General features: G+C 37.2%; 17 protein-coding genes. 9 read left to right on the forward strand and 8 right to left on the reverse strand.

What is annotated here, in order from left to right; translation table 11 throughout:
- Positions 1-79 precede the first annotated feature (79 nt).
- The gene (locus tag MHI47_RS02465; RefSeq protein ID WP_093535991.1) at positions 80-853 is read right to left on the reverse strand and encodes an SDR family NAD(P)-dependent oxidoreductase; all 774 of its coding nucleotides are present in this window, start codon (positions 851-853) and stop codon (positions 80-82) included.
- A gap of 203 nt (positions 854-1056) precedes the next feature.
- Here MHI47_RS02465 and MHI47_RS02470 point away from each other — a divergent pair, with 203 nt between their 5' ends.
- Both MHI47_RS02470 and MHI47_RS02475 read left to right on the forward strand, forming a co-directional pair.
- Positions 1057-1635 carry a TetR/AcrR family transcriptional regulator gene (locus MHI47_RS02470; RefSeq protein WP_340829338.1) on the forward strand — a complete coding sequence of 193 codons (579 nt, stop codon included), beginning with the start codon at positions 1057-1059 and terminating at the stop codon, positions 1633-1635.
- 105 nt (positions 1636-1740) lie between these two features.
- Complete coding sequence (locus MHI47_RS02475; RefSeq protein WP_411748139.1) at positions 1741-3831, forward strand: MMPL family transporter; 2091 nt, start codon at positions 1741-1743, stop codon at positions 3829-3831.
- A 52-nt stretch (positions 3832-3883) separates the two neighbouring features.
- On the opposite strand, the gene MHI47_RS02480 is transcribed toward MHI47_RS02475, so the two are convergent.
- From MHI47_RS02480 to MHI47_RS02495, 3 genes are all read right to left on the reverse strand, one after another.
- On the reverse strand, positions 3884-4453 hold the full coding sequence (locus tag MHI47_RS02480; protein WP_093535987.1) for a manganese catalase family protein: 570 nt from the start codon (positions 4451-4453) through the stop codon (positions 3884-3886).
- 15 nt (positions 4454-4468) lie between these two features.
- Complete coding sequence (locus MHI47_RS02485) at positions 4469-4735, reverse strand: spore coat protein CotJB (protein ID WP_340768146.1); 267 nt, start codon at positions 4733-4735, stop codon at positions 4469-4471.
- Between the two features lie 338 nt (positions 4736-5073).
- Positions 5074-5982: an AEC family transporter gene (locus tag MHI47_RS02495; RefSeq protein WP_340829340.1), complete on the reverse strand. Its 909-nt coding sequence runs from the start codon at positions 5980-5982 to the stop codon at positions 5074-5076.
- Between the two features lie 172 nt (positions 5983-6154).
- On the opposite strand from MHI47_RS02495, the gene MHI47_RS02500 reads away from it, so the two are divergent.
- The 4 genes from MHI47_RS02500 to MHI47_RS02515 all read left to right on the forward strand — a co-directional run bounded on the left by MHI47_RS02500 (position 6155) and on the right by MHI47_RS02515 (position 10010).
- Positions 6155-6721, forward strand: a complete 567-nt coding sequence (locus MHI47_RS02500; protein ID WP_340829341.1) for an NADPH-dependent FMN reductase — start codon at positions 6155-6157, stop codon at positions 6719-6721.
- Between the two features lie 108 nt (positions 6722-6829).
- Complete coding sequence (locus MHI47_RS02505) at positions 6830-7600, forward strand: 3-hydroxyacyl-CoA dehydrogenase (RefSeq protein ID WP_340829342.1); 771 nt, start codon at positions 6830-6832, stop codon at positions 7598-7600.
- Between the two features lie 98 nt (positions 7601-7698).
- Positions 7699-8850, forward strand: a complete 1152-nt coding sequence (locus MHI47_RS02510; protein WP_340829343.1) for a thiolase family protein — start codon at positions 7699-7701, stop codon at positions 8848-8850.
- An 11-nt stretch (positions 8851-8861) separates the two neighbouring features.
- A complete protein-coding gene (locus tag MHI47_RS02515) occupies positions 8862-10010 on the forward strand; it encodes an acyl-CoA dehydrogenase family protein (RefSeq protein WP_340829345.1) in 1149 nt (382 codons plus the stop codon).
- Positions 10011-10097: 87 nt separating this feature from the next.
- On the opposite strand, the gene MHI47_RS02520 is transcribed toward MHI47_RS02515, so the two are convergent.
- The gene (locus MHI47_RS02520; RefSeq protein WP_340829348.1) at positions 10098-10403 is read right to left on the reverse strand and encodes a hypothetical protein; all 306 of its coding nucleotides are present in this window, start codon (positions 10401-10403) and stop codon (positions 10098-10100) included.
- Between the two features lie 157 nt (positions 10404-10560).
- Here MHI47_RS02520 and MHI47_RS02525 point away from each other — a divergent pair, with 157 nt between their 5' ends.
- From MHI47_RS02525 to MHI47_RS02535, 3 genes are read left to right on the forward strand one after another with little or no spacing between them, the layout of a single operon-like run.
- Positions 10561-11736, forward strand: coding sequence for a hypothetical protein (locus tag MHI47_RS02525; protein ID WP_340829351.1), 1176 nt, complete (start codon positions 10561-10563; stop codon positions 11734-11736).
- A 25-nt stretch (positions 11737-11761) separates the two neighbouring features.
- Positions 11762-13630 (forward strand): hypothetical protein, encoded by a 1869-nt coding sequence (locus MHI47_RS02530; protein WP_340829352.1) that lies wholly within the window; start codon positions 11762-11764, stop codon positions 13628-13630.
- A 13-nt stretch (positions 13631-13643) separates the two neighbouring features.
- The gene (locus MHI47_RS02535) at positions 13644-14231 is read left to right on the forward strand and encodes a sortase (protein ID WP_340761392.1); all 588 of its coding nucleotides are present in this window, start codon (positions 13644-13646) and stop codon (positions 14229-14231) included.
- A gap of 68 nt (positions 14232-14299) precedes the next feature.
- On the opposite strand, the gene MHI47_RS02540 is transcribed toward MHI47_RS02535, so the two are convergent.
- From MHI47_RS02540 to MHI47_RS02550, 3 genes are read right to left on the reverse strand one after another with little or no spacing between them, the layout of a single operon-like run.
- Positions 14300-15406, reverse strand: coding sequence for a 5-methyltetrahydropteroyltriglutamate--homocysteine S-methyltransferase (locus tag MHI47_RS02540; protein ID WP_340829353.1), 1107 nt, complete (start codon positions 15404-15406; stop codon positions 14300-14302).
- A gap of 1 nt (position 15407) precedes the next feature.
- Positions 15408-16595 carry a cystathionine beta-lyase gene (gene metC, locus MHI47_RS02545; protein WP_340829354.1) on the reverse strand — a complete coding sequence of 396 codons (1188 nt, stop codon included), beginning with the start codon at positions 16593-16595 and terminating at the stop codon, positions 15408-15410.
- Positions 16592-17710, reverse strand: a complete 1119-nt coding sequence (locus tag MHI47_RS02550) for a methionine biosynthesis PLP-dependent protein (RefSeq protein WP_340829356.1) — start codon at positions 17708-17710, stop codon at positions 16592-16594. Before MHI47_RS02550 ends, metC begins: the two co-directional genes overlap by 4 nt.
- Between the last annotated feature and the right edge of the window lie 81 nt (positions 17711-17791).

Below are 17791 nucleotides of genomic sequence, written 5' to 3' on the forward strand. Positions count from 1 at the left end.
AGATGTAGGGTTGGTACCGATTATATTATTAATACGAAAAAACCAAATAGGTGTTAGATCCCCATCTAAGGGATGTGTCTTATTGATTTAATTGTCCACCGTCGACTGTGTAGATGGATTGAGTAACATAGGAAGCCTCATCAGATAATAAGAAAGATACCACATTTGCGACTTCTTCAGCTTCGCCGTAGCGTCCCATTGGAACGGCTGAAGCGAATGCTTTTGTAGCTGCTTCACCTTGGCCAGGTAGAGTATTCTCTTCAATTTGACGCATCATGCGTGTATTGATGATTCCCGGAGCAACGGCATTTACACGTATACCGAAGGGTGCTGCTTCAAGAGCTGCTACACGGGTGATACCAATCAATGCATGTTTCGACATGATATAACCAACCATACCTGGAGAAGCCATTAGTCCTGCTCCGCTTGCTGTGTTAACGACAGCACCAAATCCTTGTTTTTTCAACACTGGTAACACATATTTCAAGCCTAGGAAGGCTCCTTTTATATTGACATTGTAAACCAAATCAAATGTTTCAATTGGATAGTCTTCGATTTGTTTAGTTGTACCTTCAATACCTGCGTTATTAAAGAAACCATCAATTTGACCAAATTTAAGAACTGTGGCATCTACATAAGCCTTGACTTCCTCTTCTTTTGCCACATTGGCTTGAAGTGCAATTGCACGAGTTTCATCTAAGCCTAAATCAACGATTACTTGTTGAACAGCTTCTAAGTTTAAATCGACAAGAGCAAGTTTTGCTCCCTCATCAGCAAATTTTTTAGCCGTTACTTTTCCAATTCCACCTGCTGCACCTGTTACGATTATTACCTTATTTTCAAATTTACCCATTAAAAACACTCCCTTTTTAAATAAAATACTTTGAATGCGAGATAGTATAGTGGTCAAAAATTGTCAATTAACTCGATTTCATACTGTTCTTTAAATATTATTAACTCTAAGTTAATAAAAAGATAAATTTAGTTCACTAAGGTAAGTATGGTTTAAATTTGTACATCTATGTACTATACTATTTGTGTAGTGAGGTGAGTTATGTGGCGCGTGAACGTAAGTTTACTGATGAAGAATTATTTAAATCAACGAAGTTATTGCTAATTGGAGATGGTTACGATGCTTTCACATTTAGTAAGCTAGCTTCGATGATGGAAGTTTCTCGTGGAAGTATATATAAATATTATGAAAACAAAGATGAATTAATCTTAGAGTTTCTCATGTATGAAATGAATCGATTTCTTCAAGAATTTAATGAACTTGATAAAAATGGGGATTTCCAAACACAGTTTTCTATAGTTATTGATTTTATTTTTAAGCATAGTGAAATTCATCAAATACTGGAGATTATTAGCCAAATTCCTAAAAAATCTCCCAATCAAGTCATTTCATCCAATCAGGCACAGTTAACTGGATACTACAGGGATATGTATAAACAGTTTCAAGGTTTAATTGAGCAAGGGAAGAATGAGCAGGTGATTAAGAGACATCTATCGGATGCTATAATTCTGGGAATGATATTTCAAACTATTGCTATTCCCAATCATTTTGGTATACCACGTGACGAATGGGTAGCTTCTATTAAAGAGATTTTAAGTGAAGGTATGTTTCAGCGCGATTGATTGACATACAAGTCACTTTTACACATAATGTAAATGACAGGTATGTTTTTTTTATCCAAAGTGACACTGATGTCACTTAAATTTAAAAAGAAAGAAGTGGACTTATTGAAAAAGGTACTAGGTAGAGTAACTGATTTTATTGCAACTCGAAAAGGTATGTGGATTACTTTAGGTATTTGGATAGCAATTACTGTAGTTCTTACAATAGTTGCACCAGGTGCAGGCGATCATAAAGTTTCTAGTGTAGCCTCATTACCTGAGGATGCCAAGTCGGTTATTGCACAGGAAAATATTGATGAGCACTTTAAAGATGCAGAAAGTTTACCGGGAATTTTAGTTCTACAGTCTAAAGAGGAAATAGACATGGAAGTTCTTGTAGCAGCTTTAGATAAAGTTGCGGCTGCAAATATAAACGGTTTGAAGGAAATGATTCCTTTAAGTAGTTTGCCACCTCAAGCACTCGAAGGATTTTTCTCAGCAGATAAGAAAACATCTGTTATTCCACTAAGTTTTATCACTTCTTTGGAAACCTCTGAATTAGAAGAAAGCCTGGATCAGGTGAGTGAAATTGTGACCGAGGAAACCGGTTCGACAGTATATATGACTGGACCAGCAGGAATTGCTGTAGATACCACGAATCTATTTGAACGTGCTGATCTTGTTTTAATATTATCGACAGTAGGCATTATTTTAATTCTGTTAATTGTCATTTATCGTTCTCCATTATTAGCACTAATTCCGCTTTTAGCAGCAGGTATTGTGTATCAAGTAGTAAACCAGTTGCTTGGGATTCTCGGAGCTAATGGATTAGATTTAGCAAGTCAGTCATTATCAATCATGTCCATCTTATTGTTTGCGGCAACAATTGATTATTCATTGTTTGTATTTTCTCGTTACAGAGAAGAGTTAAAGAATTATGAAACTAAATTTGACGCTATGAAGTACGCAATGCGTGAGACAGGAATTCCTGTATTTTTTGCAGGTGGTACAGTTTTAGCTGCAATGCTAGTATTATTCTTTGCATCATTCGGAGATTATCGTAATTTCGCACCAATTTTTGGAACAACAATGCTTGTTATTATGCTTGCCGCTGTCACATTAATCCCAGCATTATTTACACTTTTCGGCCGAAAATCATTTTGGCCACGTATTCCAAAGTACGGGGAGACAGAAGTAAAAGCAAACTCTCTATGGAGCAAAATTGCATCATTTGTTGTCCATAAACCTATAGTTGCTGCCGTTTCTATATTAGTTATTTTAATCGTTTCGGCATTAAATCTGTTCAATTTAAATTATGAATTTGATACGATGAAATCTTTCCCTGATGATATGCCATCCCGGGAAGGGTATGAAATTATAGAGAATGAATTTGCAAAAGGGGATTTAGCTCCTACAACAGTATTATTTGAATCTGAAAGTGAAATTACGGAAGAAACACAAGCTAGTCTAATCGAGCAGTTATTACAGCAAGATTTAGTTAGTACTGTTAGAGGTACGGGGATTTCAGAAGATGGACTTGCAGCACAATTCCAATTAACATTTGAGGAAAGTCCATATTCAACAGAGTCGATGGATGCTCTTGAAAAAATGATAGAGGATGAGGAAAGTATTGTTAAAGATAGCAATGCTGAGGGTGATTTATACTTTGCAGGTGAAACAGCTTCACAAGTAGATGATCGTTCAGTAAATAGTCGCGATCTAATCCTTATCGTTGTACTGGAAACAATATTAATCTTTATTTTATTAATCGTGTTAACGAAATCTGTCAAAATGCCAATATACATGATGGGAACTATTCTATTGTCGTTCCTGGCAGCACTTGGTCTAGGTATGTTCTTATCGAATTTATTCTTCGATATCGATACGATTAGTAATCGTGTTCCGTTGTATTCGTTCGTGTTCTTAGTAGCACTAGGAATCGATTATAATATTATTCTTATTTCTAGGTATTTGGAAGAACGAGAAAAACATCCTGTGAAAAAGGCTGTAGAAATTGCAGTATCTCACACAGGTGGAGTTATTTCATCTGCAGGGATACTACTTGCAGCAACGTTTGCTGTATTGATGACGCAGCCAATCCAACTGTTATTCGTTTTTGGATTTATCGTAGCTGTAGGAATTATTTTGGACACATTCTTAATACGCGGTATTCTATTACCTGCATTGATTGTCCTATTTGAAAAAGATAAAAAATAATATAACCGCATGGTCTTTTAGAATAATTCTAAGAGGACCATGCGGTTTTTTTTTAGAAGACTTTCTTTCTATCCCTTTCATCTTTTAGTAATTCAACTGCCTCACGAAAACGAAGTGAATGAATATTTTCTCGTTCTCTTAAGAAACGTAAAGCATCATTGATACCGGGATCATCTGATATATCGATTAACCATTGATAGGTGGCACGTGCTTTTTCTTCTGCAGCAATATCCTCATATAAATCTGCAATAGGGTCTCCTTTAGATTGAATATAGGTAGCTGTAAAAGGAACACCCCCAGCATTCTCATAAAATAGGGAGTGTCCGTGATTAACGAAATGTGCACCTAAACCAGCTTTTTCTAATTGTTCAGGGGTAGCATCCTTTGTCAATTTATAAATCATCGTAGCAAGCATTTCAAGATGTGAGAATTCTTCGGTGGAAATATCTGTAAGGAGTCCGATTACTTTATCCGGAACGGTATAACGCTGATTCATATATCTAAGAGCAGCCGCTAGTTCTCCATCAGCACCTCCATATTGTTCCATCAGATATCTAGCGAGCATCGGATTGCAAGTGGTTACCTCAACTGGATAAAGTAACTTTTTTTCATAAACCCACATCTAATTTCTCCTCTCTCATAATTGCCATGGCCAAGGATCTTGGTTCCAACGCCAACCTAATTCAAGCGCTTGCCTTGAGGGGATGGATTTAAGTGATAATGGACCAAACTTATTTTCGTATTGTTTGCGCGCGACTGCAGCATTTTTAATAGCTTCTCTCCATTGTTCTAAAGCATCTTCATCATTAGGATGTGTATCCGTGTATAATGTCCATTCAACCACAACGAAATCCATTTGTTGTACTGTTTTTAACAGTCTCATTCTTTCATCAAAAACATTCATGAAATTCCTTCCTCTCGGGAAAAGCCATCCACAAATTTGGGCCAAAGAGAACCTTGCATTAGTGCTTCCTCTGGAGAATTTTGAGGTAGACCTGGTTGTTGGAAGTTAGTGAAAATTTGTGGTGGTAACACAAAATACTTTATGGTAATAGGGGGACATGGGTCTCGTGGTGAAACGAAAGGCTTATAACTTCCTCGGTAACTTGGATCTTGCAAATGCAATCACTCCTTCTATTCATCCTATGGAGCAAGAGCTTGTCTAATTCTTAAATATAAAAAATCCTTAAAAGTTTAGAAAAACTAATAAGGATTCGTTAATGAAAAATTCTCTATTACACTCTAAGATATCCCTAAGAAAAATAGAACTAGCGGAATAGAAATAATGCTGATAAGTGTGGTAACAAGAGTTGTAAATGAAACGAGATCGGGTTCCGTATTAAATTGCAATGCGAGCATCGTGGTATTAGCAGCGGTTGGCATAGCTGCTAGTATAATCGCAACTTGCTTAACCGTATCATTAACTGGCAGGAAGTATAAAATTCCAACAGCAAGTAAGGGAGAAATAATTATCCGAATAACAGAAACTGCGGCTACATACCGATAGGCAACCTTTTTACGAGAAATGACGGCTAATTGCATCCCGAGAACGAGCATTACGGTTGGTATCGAGGCATCTGCTACAAGCCCGACTCCTTCCATTACTGCCTGTGGCACAGTCAACTGTGTTTCTTGTAAAAGAATTCCAAGTGCCGCTGCATAAACGACTGGCATTCTAATAACTCGGTGCAGTGATTGTTGCCATGTTGCTTTCTCCCCTCCACCAAGAGACGCAAAAAATATACCAAATGTATTGATAAACAAACCATGTAAAACCATAATCATTACTGCATAGTCAAAACCGGTAGCCCCTAAAGCGAATAACACTACTGGAGCTCCATAGTTTCCACTATTCATAAACATGCCACCTAAAATCATCGCAGAAAGCTGCGACCGCGATGATTTCATAAGAATTCCAGTAACCCAAGTAATTATTAATAATATAAAAGCTAAAACTAGGCAAAATATTACGATATAAAAATATTCCAGCGTTAAGGCATTTGTATAAAATGTTCGGAAAGCTAAAAACGGAGACATTAGGTATAGTGCAGCAGTTGAGATAGATTTAATATCAAAACCAATAAATTTTTGTCCAACAAATCCGATAAAGAAAATAATAAAAACCGGCAAAATAATCAATACCAGCTCCAATTCAACACCTTCAATCTAAATGGTCAATTTATAATTATTAAAACCACTATAGCATATTTTTAAAATATAGAATGATAGGTGTAGAAATCACTCAAATGGAAATGATATATATTATGTCAGTAGTGCAGAAGACTATCAATAATTGATAAAGAGTCTGAAGGAGGAAGAAATTATGGCAATAGAAAAACTTAAAATTGGCATTGTAGTAGGAAGCGTTAGAAAAGGGAGAAACGCAGAGGCTGTATCAAAATGGATGTATAATTTTGCTTGCAAACGACAGGATGCTGACTATGAATTAGTAGATTTGATAAATTATAGATTACCACTTCTTGGTCAAGAGATACATGCAGAACAGCAGGAAGAAGCAAACTCTGCTATAAGAAATTGGTCTCAGAAAATGGCTACATATGATGGTTATATTTTTATAACTCCAGAGTATAACCATTCAGTAGGCGGGGCATTAAAAAATGCATTAGATTACTTAAAACCTGAATTAAACAATAAGGCGGCTAGTTTTGTAGGATACGGAAGTTTAGGAGGGGCACGTGCACATGAAAACATGCGTCTAATCTTAGGAGAACTACAGGTGGCAGATGTTCAAACCACAGTGACCTTCTCGTTAATGACTGACTTTCAAAATATGACCTTATTCAAGCCCGCTGATTATCATGAAGGTAACGCAAATAAAATGTTAGATCAATTACTAGCGTGGAGTGGTGCTTTAAAAACGCTACGTTAAGCAAAAGGTAATGGAGTCCAAGGGAATAATACTTTTCCCTTGGACTTTTTACGTTATAATTAAAATGTATTATTGAAAATATTCGGATAATATAAAAGGGGTGTGGAAATGGATATTCAGAACAGAGTAGCAATTGTAACAGGTGGAGCATCCGGATTGGGGCTGGCTACTGTTACACGTTTACTTGAAAAAGGGGCTAGGGTAGTTATTTTTGATTTAAATGAAGAATTAGCAAAAAAGGCCACTCAAGAATTTGGAGATAACGTCACATACCAAATAGTTAATGTGACCAACGAAGAATCTGTCATTAAGGCAATACAGCATACGGTAGAAAAGTTAGGATCCATACATATTTGTGTGAATTGTGCAGGTATAGCTCCTCCACAAAAAGTAGTTGGAAGATCTGGAGTAATGCCTTTAGAAAATTTCAAAAAAGTTATAGATATTAATTTAATTGGAACGTTTAATACCTTAAGGTTAGCAGCTGCGGAAATGACGAAAAATGATATAAACGAGGAATCCACTGAACGAGGCGTTATTGTAAATACAGCATCAGTTGCAGCATTTGAGGGTCAAATGGGGCAAGCAGCTTATAGTGCTAGCAAAGCCGGAATAGTAGGGATGACACTTCCAATTGCAAGAGATTTATCTTCGTTTGGCATACGTATAAATGCAATTGCCCCAGGATTATTCCGTACACCGATGGCAGAAGGTTTAGGAGAAAAGGTAATAGAAAAATTAGAGTCTCTAGTAGAATTTCCAAAAAGATTAGGTAGACCAGAAGAGTTTGCTAATTTAGTAGTATTTATGATTGAAAACGAATATATCAATGGAGAAGTAATTCGATTAGACGGAGCAATCCGAATGCAACCGAGGTAAAAAGTGCATGACCCGCATCGTGCGGGCCTAAAAGCACTGGAAGGATTTCGAGTAAAGGTGCTGTAGCTGGACGTAGAAAAACGAAGGGTGGAAATGAGATGACAGAGGTTGTAATAGTAGATGGAGTAAGAACAGCAATAGGAAGAAGAAAAGGGGCATTTTCAGAATATCGTCCTGATGAACTTGCAGCTATTGTTTTAGATGAGTTAGTAAAGCGTGCAGGTGTGGATAAAGCAGATGTAGATGATGTCATTTTAGGGTGTGTGACACAAATAGGGGAACAAAGTGGGAATATCGCTCGTACATCAGCGTTAATTGCAGGTTTCCCAATACATGTACCAGGCGTTACTATTGATCGTCAATGTGGTTCGAGTCAGCAAGCAGTTCATTTTGGGGCGCAAGCAATTGCCTCGGGAGATATGGACATAGTCATAGCTGGAGGCGTAGAAAGCATGACACGGGAGCCTATGTTTTCAAATGTAGGAAATACAAAAGTAAGTCCTAAGCTTAGCGAGAAATATGAAATTATCAATCAAGGGTTATCTTCAGAGCGAATGGTAGAGAAATGGAATTTAACGCGTGAAGAGTTGGATAAGTATTCATCAGAAAGTCATATTAAGGCCTTCGAAGCAATTGATAAAGGTCATTTTGAAAAAGAAATTATTCCAGTAGACGTTTTACAAGCAGATGGAACAATAACAAGCTTCAAAATTGACGAGGGTCCCCGTGCAGGCTCAACTGTTGAGGTATTAAGTGGATTGAAACCAGTATTTGATGAAAATGGTGTAATTACAGCGGGGAATGCCAGTCAAATGAGTGATGGAGCTTCTGCAGTTCTTCTGATGTCTCGTAAAAAGGCAGATGAGCTTGGCCTAAAACCTAAAGCTCGTATTATTGCTCGCAGTGTAACGGGGTCTGACCCGACGCTTATGTTAACTGGTCCTATTGAAGCGACCAAAAAAGTCCTTTTAAAAGCTGGTCTTTCAATTGAAGACATGGACACCTATGAAGTGAACGAAGCTTTTGCGCAAGTTCCACTAGTTTGGCTTAATGAAACGGGTGCCAACCCTGAAAAGTTAAATCCAGATGGAGGAGCTATAGCACTCGGTCATCCGTTAGGAGCTACAGGGACAAAGCTATTAGTTACGATGCTGCATAGGCTAGAACGCACTGGTGGACGCTATGGTCTACTAGCTATTTGCGAAGGTATGGGTATGGCGAATGCAACGATTATTGAAAGAATTGAATAGGGGGTCTAATAATGGGCAGATATAGATTTGAGACGGAAGAGCATGTGATATTCCGTAAATCTTTACAAAATTTCCTACAGAAAGAAGCTGTCCCCCATTATGATTCATGGGAAAAGGACAGATTAATTCCAAAGCAATTTTGGAGAAAATTAGGAGATATGGGATATTTATGCCCACAAGTAGAGGAAGAGTATGGCGGCCTAGGTTTAGACTTTAGTTTTGGAGTAATTATTTCGGAGGAATTAGAAAGGGTTGGTTCAAGTCTAGTGGGGGTCGGATTGCATAATGATATTGTTGTGCCTTATATAGAGTCCTTTGGTTCACAGGAGCAAAAAGAACGCTGGCTTCCAGGCTGTATAAATGCAGACTTTATCACTGCAATTGCGATGACCGAGCCAGGAGCTGGTTCAGACTTGGCTAATATTCAAACTACAGCAATCCGCGATGGAGACCATTATGTTTTAAATGGACAAAAGACATTCATCACTAATGGTATTAATGGCAACCTATTTTTAGTAGTAGTGAAGACGAATCCAAAAGCAGAACCTAAGCATCAGGGTATAAGTTTAGTGGTTGTAGAAGAGGGGGCTCCTGGGTTTTCCAAAGGGCGCAAGTTAGACAAGGTTGGTTTACATGCACAGGATACATCCGAATTGTACTTTGAGGACTGTCGTATTCCAGTTTCTAATTTAATCGGAGTAGAAGGAAAAGGCTTTGGTTACTTGATGGAGAAACTACAGCAGGAAAGATTAGTAGTAGCTATCTCTGCTCAAATTGCATCAGAGGACATGTTAGAAATGACAATGGACTATGTGAAGTCTCGTAAAGCTTTTGGAAAACCAATTGCGTCCTTCCAAAACACACAGTTCAAAATAGTAGAAATGGCTACCAAAATAGAACTTGGCAAATCGTTTTTGGAATCACTAATTGAGGATCATATTGCGGGGAAAGAAGTAGTTACTAAAGTATCGATGGCGAAGTATTGGCTAACCGAAACTGCCAGAGAAATTTCAATTGAATGTATGCAACTACATGGTGGGTACGGCTATATGGAAGAATACAAAATTGCACGAAGATATCGAGACATTCCAGTTGCATCTATTTACGCTGGAACAAATGAAATAATGAAGGTAATTATCTCAAAAAACTTAGGTTTATAGTTTTAAACAGTTAAAGCTCAGCACATGAATTAAAGTTTCATTGTGCCGAGCTTTATTGAGTTTTTTCTTCAATTAATTAGTTATTAATTAGTTCCCAGCATGTCTCCATTGTGTAGGAGTATCTGCCTTAGGGCAATTTGGAAAAGTAGAACCCTCTGCTAGGTCTAACTCATCACCATCTTCATCTATATATTGGCCTGCTTCTGTTACTGGTTCACCTGAATTATGGTGATGACCTTCAGCATGCTTCCAATAAGTAACTACTTCTGATTCTGGACAAGAAGGGAATTTATCACCCTTATTTAATCTTATAGTAGTTCCGGCTTCGCATGTATAGGCACCGGTTTCTTCTACTACTTCATCTGTTGCATGCTCGTACTGTTGACTACCCATGTTAAATTCCTCCTTCATGTTTATAACCTCTGCTCTATATTTACCCATTGCAACCTACCTAAAACATGCCAGGTAAAACTAAATAAGTTTAATATTCTGATATTTCGGGGAAGTAATCTATAGATGAAGCTATTTCTGAAGGCTGGGAGGTGACAATATGGTGAAAAAGATAATAGCTATGATTATATTAGGAATGTTTTTTATAGCTCCATATCAGGTTCAAGCAGAAGAATCTAAGGAAAAAACTGGCGGTATATTAAGCGAAACGACGGACCAATTATTAGGAACAACAGAGGACCTAGTAAAAACGGTGCAAACAACAATTCAGGATGTAGAGAATGCTATTCCTGTCTTAAAACCGGTTACTAAGGTTGTTTCAGAAGTTGAAAAAATTACTTTGCCAATAATAGAGGATGTAGTAATAGGTGTTACAGATACGACTGAAACTACACTCACTAAAGTAGTAGAAGGTGTAGATAAAACTGTAAACACATTACCAACAGTACCGGTTGTCACACCAATTTTTACAACAACCACCCATACGTTAAATGGAGTAGTATCAGAAGTTAAAACAGTAGTGAATTCGAGCGGAGAAACAGTTAAAAATGTAGTAGATATAGTGGTAGAAGAAAAGGAAAGAAATCCTATTGTGGAGATTCCAAAAGATCAAGCTATAGTGGGAAGTCCCAAGGATCAAACTATTGTTGACTCTTCAAAAGATCCGATAATTGAGGATACACCTCCAAAAACATCTATTGAGACAATTCCAATCAATCAGCCCATAGAAAATTTAAACCAAGACAGTACTAATCTTTCTTTTGAAAAAGAGAGTGTTTACCCAATTATAGAAAAAAAGACTCCTATTGACGATACTGTTGCAATTGAAACAGTGAAAGAGGAAACTTCTCTTACAGAAGTAGCTGTTGAGGATGATTTGAGACTAGCTGAAAAAGATTTTGAAATTTACTCAAATAATATGGAAGTGCTTGACGCAAAAATGGCTCTGGATAATCGAATAAAGATCCAAGCCGAAGTAATCCAGAATAAGGATGTACAACTTCCAGTTAATCCCGCTATTCCGTTAGGACCAGATTCACAAATGGTATTAACCTCCGGAATTACATGGAATGGACAGGGAAATTCATTTTCATCAAGTGGATCATTCTTATCGAGTGGAAATGACATTTTACTAGGGTTCTTGCCTGCTGAAGAGATGTTAAAGGAAATGACCAAGAAAAAATGGTATCACAAAAATAGCTATGCAATCATTCAATGGATTCATACGCCTTTAAGGAAACCGCCAGAACTAACTCCTTTTTTATACGTGATTTAATTCATAATAAAAAAGGAGAGAAAAAATGATGAAAAACAATAGCTTAAAAGTAATTGGATCCGTACTTGGTCTAGGGACGTTTCTAATGATAGCACCATCATTAGTAGCAGCGGAGGAAAGTGAATCCACGATACCATCAATTAACATAAATTTATTGAGTCAAGATAATGAACATGCTGGAATTCTAGATGTGAAAGTCAGTGACTTGATTATAATTGATAATATCGATGTGAAGATTCCAAACGTTGAAGAAAATGCTGAGGAATTAGCGCACGTTTCAATTACGAATGAGGAGATAGGTACGATTGAAGCAAATGTGTTAACGAAAACCGAAACAGTTGCACCAAACGAACAAGCGGTTGTAGATATAGGAATTCAAGAGATACCTATTGTGAATAAAGTAGATGTGGAAATACTAAAACAAGTAGAAAACACATCTACTGATTCGAGCTCTAATGAATCAGCTTTAGTAGATGTTGCGATAGAAGATTTAATCGTGACTGAAAACGTAGATGTGGAAGTAATAAAACAAGTAGAGAACACATCAACTGATTCTACTTCAAGTGAGTCAGCTTTAGTAGACGTTGCGGTAGAAGATTTAATCGTGACGGAAAACGTAGATGTGGAAGTACTAAAGCAAGTAGAGAACACATCAACTAATTCGTTCTCCAATGAATCAACTTTAGTAGATGTTGCGATAGAAGACTTAATCGTGACGGATAGAGTAGAAATAAGTGTGTTAGATAGCGAGAACTTTATGAAGGACGAAAACAAAAAAGAAACTCAAAAGGGTGTTCATTTAAAACTAAGTAACCTTCCGTTACTTGGAACGTTACATGTAGGAGTTTTAGAAAATCAATTCGTTAAAAAGAACCAAAACCAACAGAAAGATTCATCGCTAGTTACTATAGGACTTGGTGAAGAGTCATCGTTATCAAATTCACTTATAGATAAAGTGGAGTTAAATGTGCTAGGAAATAGTCAAATCTCTAGTAAGAATCTTCAAGCAGAAAAGTCAGCTGTCGTAGGGCTTGAACTAAATGATACAAGTTTAGGTGATCTTTCCACATATGTTTTATTATCTGAGTCAACAATGGACAAAGGAAATAGGACGAATAATAGTGGTTTGTTAGAAGTTAATACAGACGATTTACTTCTTCTTGAAGATATTCATCTAGGTGTATTAGATAGACATGTAGATGAGGGTGAAGAAGCTTTTTCTTTATCTGAGGGGTTATTACAGTTAGATCTAATATCAGACTTAACGGATGAAATAAGTATTGATGTTCTAACGAATGATGAGTTTACAAATAATAGTGGAACTTACCAAAATGGAAAAACTATTTCTATTGGATTAAAGAATGATTTAGTCGGAGAAATAAATGTAGATATTCTACCGACCGAAAACTCTGTAGCGGCAACTCCGACTAATCCAATACCACCAATGGAAGATGTTGTAGAAGAAGTGGAGGGTAACGAGGGAGAGGACGGTAGTAGCAAAGAGATTATCACGGACCATATTCCAGTTGCAGAGAATGACCTTGTTACTGAAAATAATCCGGATATAAATGAAGATGAAGATAGTGCAGATGAGCAAAATGCACCGAATGATGAAGGAATTATTGTAGTAGAGGAAGAGGGTTCAGATTCCTCAGCAAATACGTTGATTCCCAATCCCAATTTGATAGCAGATGGTGATGATGAAATTTTAACTGAAGAGAAAATAACAGAAGACGATGAAACTAGCTTGGGTGCCAATTTCTTTAATAATGATGGCAATTTTTTCAACGGTTCATCCTTACCGCAAACTGGTGGTTTTTTCACAGGGATAATGCTTTTAGTTATAGCGCTAAGTTTACTGAGTGGCGGTTGGACTATACGTAAGATTGCATAGAGGAGACCTACAGATGATAAAAAAATATGTAGGAAATATATTAATGACAATTGGAGTCGTTTTACTATTCATAGTTATCTATGGGATGTTTGAAAATAAAACACATCAAAATGAGTTAATTGAATCTTTTCATGCTATAAAAACAGAAGCCGCTTTATCTTTAAATGGAAATGTGGAAGAAAAAATAACCGAAAAGGACTCCCAGGCTGTGAGCATTTTAAGGATACCTTCCATCCAATTAGAATCTCCGATTTTAGAGGGAGCAACTTCTGTTCAGTTAAATCGAGCACTTGGAATGATAGAGAATATGGATGAACCAGGCACTATAAATGGCAGTTCAGCAATTGCAGGGCACCAATCACATCAGTTTGGACAATTTTTCAATCGTCTCAATGAATTGCAAATTGGGGACAGCTTTGAATTAGAAACAAGCAAGGATGTATTTGTCTATGAAGTATTTGATATTCAAATAGTAAGTCCAAACAATGTGGAAGTATTGGAGCGTCAGGAAGGAATATCCCTATTATCACTTGTGACTTGTTATCCAGCAAGATCTAATAAATATCGTTTAGTAGTACAAGCAAAGCAGATAGAAGTATGAGAAAGCGAGAAATTTATAAAGGTGTGCATCCATACTATCTGGATGCACACCTTTAGTTTAAAAACTCATTACTTCCATACATCCTGAGAAATTTGAATCACATGATGAATCTTAGACCATTGCTCTTTCTCCGTTAAAAGGTTTCCTTCTTCGGTTGAAGAAAACCCGCATTGAGGACTCAAGCAAAGTTGTTCTAGAGGAACATATTTAGTGGCTTCAGTAATTCTATTTTTGACAAGTTCTGTATCCTCTAAAGCTCCATGTTTGGATGTGATTAATCCTAATACAATTGATAAGTCTGAACGAGTAACGTGACGAAGTGGTTCAAATCCACCTGAGCGCTCATCGTCAAACTCTAGAAAAAGACCGTCTACATCTAGTTTTGCAAAAATAGTTTCCGACACTAACTCATAGCTTCCGCTTGTAATATATGTGGACTTGAAGTTTCCTCGACAAATATGCATAGTAATTAACAGATCATGAGGACGTTTTGCAATAGATTCATTGATGGCACGTGCCGATAAAGCTAACGCCTCATCTAATTCCATCCCTTTTTCTTTTAAAGAAGCAATGCCTTCCTCAGAAAAAGTAGTTGCCCAAGAAGTATCATCAATTTGAAGGTAACGACAGCCCTCGTCATATAACGCTTGAATCACATCTTGATAAGCAACAACTAAATCTGCAAACAATTCTTCTTGGCTCGCATAAACTCCCTCTTCAATAGTAGCACGGTACAATAACATATTAGGGCTAGGTATAGTAAATTTAGCTACAGCTTCACCAACTATTCCTTGAAGAAACTTAAAGTGTTCAATCATATAGTGCGTGCTAAACCGGATCTTTCCGGTTACTTTAATACCATGTGCTCTTGTTTGTACACCTTTAAACGTTAATCCTTTGTCTGTTTCATAAAACTCTACCCCGTCAAATCCACTAAGAAAATCGAAATGCCACCATTTACGTCTAAATTCTCCGTCCGTAATAGACTGGAGTCCTATATCTTTTTGTTTGGTGACTAGTTTTGTAATTTCTTCATCTTCAATTTGTTTTAAGTGATCTGCAGTTATTTCATTATTTTCGAATTGTAGACGAGCTTCTTTTAAGCGAGCTGGTCGTAAAAAACTTCCTACGTGATCTGCTTTGAATGGTGTATTTACAACTAGTGATTTTGACATTTTATATCCCTACTTTCTCCTGTTGTTTGGATGCTATTTCTAACGATTGTTCAAAGTCAGCTATTAAATCATCAACATTCTCTAATCCAACGGAAAAACGTAGAAGGCCATCTGTTATGCCCCGCTTTTCTCTTTCGGCTTTAGGCATTGCTGCATGCGACATTTGAGCAGGGTGGGAGAGGATGGATTCTACTCCGCCAAGACTAACTGCGAATACAGGAATCCTAATATTTTCTACGAATGATTTAGCGATGGATCTATTTGGTAAACGGAAGGAAAGAACTGCACCGGCACTACTCGACTGTCTGTTATGTGTATCAAATCCTGGATGAGTGGACAGTCCAGGAAAATAGACTTTTTCGACTAAATCATGCCCACTTAAATAGTTGGCAATTTTTCTCGCAGTTTCAGCAGATTTTTCAAATCGTACACTTAGTGTTTTTATCCCTTGTATGAGAGAAAATGAATCTTGTGCACCTAAAATAGCACCGAATGAGTTCTGGATAAATGCTAAACGATTACCTAAATCATCATCTTTTGTAACTGCAAGTCCTGCAATAACATCGCTATGTCCGGATAAAAATTTTGTGGCACTATGTAAAACGACATCTACTCCCAAGTCCAGTGGACGTTGGTATAATGGTGTCATAAATGTATTGTCTAAAAAGGTTAAACAGTCATGGGACTTTGCAAGCTCTACTACTGCATGAATATCAGTGATACCCAAGCAAGGGTTCGAGGGTGTCTCAATGTATATTAGTTTTGTATTGGGTTGTATTGCTCTTGTAATTGCATCGATGTCAGTAAAATCTGCAAAGCTGTGCTCAATCCCAAAACGAGGCAATACTTCGGTAACAAAGCGAAAGGTACCGCCGTATACATCTTCTGTAATAACGATATGATCGCCAGAAGACAAAAGCATAAAAGCAGAAGAAATAGCTGCAATTCCCGAAGCAAATGCAAGTCCTCTAGTTCCTCCCTCTAGTTCCGCAATGGTTTTTTCAAGTGCTTCTCTTGTAGGGTTTCCCGATCGACTATAGTCATAAGGGCCGAAATTATCAAAGTTTTCTTGATGAAAAGTGGAGGATAAATAAATAGGAACATTGACAGCTCCCGTTTTTATTTCTGAATTTCCACGAGTAGAGGCGACGACTAGACTAGTTTCCAATGACTCTTTGAAATCACTCATTTTAAAACCTCACTTTCTAAAGTATTAAATACTTGTTGTAAATCTGTTATTAAATCTTCGACCTCTTCAATTCCCACCGAAAAACGAAGGAGACTATTATCAACCCCTCGTGCAATTCGTTCCATCTCCGGTATATCCGCATGTGTTTGTGTAGCAGGATAAGTAATAAAGCTCTCCACACCGCCAAGACTCTCTGCAAATACAATTAATTTCAAATTCTCTAGGAAAGGGGCAACCCACTCGCTTTTATGTAAACGGAAGGACAACATCCCACCAACCCCGGGATATAATACATCTTTAACTGCAGGCTCTTGCTTTAAAAACTCTGTAATTCTTTTAGCGTTTAAATCATGTTGCTTCATACGTAGATGAAGCGTCTTTAATCCTCTTATGAGTAACCAAGAATCGAAAGGAGAAAGGACGGCTCCTGCTGCATTATGATTAGTTTGCAGCTGTTCACTAAGTTCCGCACCCTTTGAGACGACAAGTCCCGCAAGAACGTCATTATGTCCACCAATATATTTGGTACCACTATGAATGACAATATCAGCACCCATTTCAATAGGTCGCTGTAAGTAAGGAGTAAGGAATGTATTGTCTACGATTAAAAGTAGATTATGCTCTTTTGCAACCTCAGCAAATAGTTGGATATCAATTTCCAACATCAAAGGGTTTGTTGGGGTTTCAATAAATAAAGCTTTTGTATTTTTGGTTATCAATTCTGTTACTTCTTCAGCTGATTCAAACTTTGCATAAGTGGTACGAATATTATAAGAATCTGCATACTGGTTAAATAACCGGTAGGTTCCACCATATAAATCATCAGGCGCAATTAATTCATCCCCTGAGCGAAAAAGGGACAAAACCAATTGTATAGCGGCCATGCCAGAACTACAGGCAAAGCCAGCATCTCCAACTTCTAACTTTGCAATTCCATTTTCTAAAATAGCGCGAGTTGGGTTTTTAGTTCGTGTGTAGTCATATCCTGTTGACTGCCCGATCCCATTATGTTTGTAAGCTGTTGAAAGATAAATAGGGGGATTTACCGCACCAGTTTTCTCATCACTATGGTTGCCCAATTGAACTAACTGTGTATCGATACTGTTCTTTGACATTAGATGCTCATCCTTTACAATTAAAATAAAAAAAAGAGGATTCTCTAATAAGAAGAGAATCCTCAAGTAATATTGAAGTTT

The sequence above is a fragment of the Psychrobacillus sp. FSL H8-0487 genome, assembly GCF_038008385.1.
GTDB lineage: Bacteria > Bacillota > Bacilli > Bacillales_A > Planococcaceae > Psychrobacillus > Psychrobacillus psychrotolerans.

Bases quoted from the DNA above. Each gene is read 5' to 3' on its own strand.
- MHI47_RS02535 (WP_340761392.1), top strand. From the start codon at position 13,644: ATGATAAAAAAATATGTAGGAAATATATTAATGACAATTGGAGTCGTT.
- MHI47_RS02510 (WP_340829343.1), top strand. From the start codon at position 7,699: ATGACAGAGGTTGTAATAGTAGATGGAGTAAGAACAGCAATAGGAAGA.
- metC (WP_340829354.1), bottom strand. From the start codon at position 16,595: ATGAGTGATTTCAAAGAGTCATTGGAAACTAGTCTAGTCGTCGCCTCT.
- MHI47_RS02505 (WP_340829342.1), top strand. From the start codon at position 6,830: ATGGATATTCAGAACAGAGTAGCAATTGTAACAGGTGGAGCATCCGGA.
- MHI47_RS02485 (WP_340768146.1), bottom strand. From the start codon at position 4,735: ATGAATGTTTTTGATGAAAGAATGAGACTGTTAAAAACAGTACAACAA.
- MHI47_RS02465 (WP_093535991.1), bottom strand. From the start codon at position 853: ATGGGTAAATTTGAAAATAAGGTAATAATCGTAACAGGTGCAGCAGGT.
- MHI47_RS02540 (WP_340829353.1), bottom strand. From the start codon at position 15,406: ATGTCAAAATCACTAGTTGTAAATACACCATTCAAAGCAGATCACGTA.
- MHI47_RS02480 (WP_093535987.1), bottom strand. From the start codon at position 4,453: ATGTGGGTTTATGAAAAAAAGTTACTTTATCCAGTTGAGGTAACCACT.
- MHI47_RS02520 (WP_340829348.1), bottom strand. From the start codon at position 10,403: ATGGGTAGTCAACAGTACGAGCATGCAACAGATGAAGTAGTAGAAGAA.
- MHI47_RS02515 (WP_340829345.1), top strand. From the start codon at position 8,862: ATGGGCAGATATAGATTTGAGACGGAAGAGCATGTGATATTCCGTAAA.
- MHI47_RS02525 (WP_340829351.1), top strand. From the start codon at position 10,561: ATGGTGAAAAAGATAATAGCTATGATTATATTAGGAATGTTTTTTATA.
- MHI47_RS02550 (WP_340829356.1), bottom strand. From the start codon at position 17,710: ATGTCAAAGAACAGTATCGATACACAGTTAGTTCAATTGGGCAACCAT.
- MHI47_RS02530 (WP_340829352.1), top strand. From the start codon at position 11,762: ATGATGAAAAACAATAGCTTAAAAGTAATTGGATCCGTACTTGGTCTA.
- MHI47_RS02500 (WP_340829341.1), top strand. From the start codon at position 6,155: ATGGCAATAGAAAAACTTAAAATTGGCATTGTAGTAGGAAGCGTTAGA.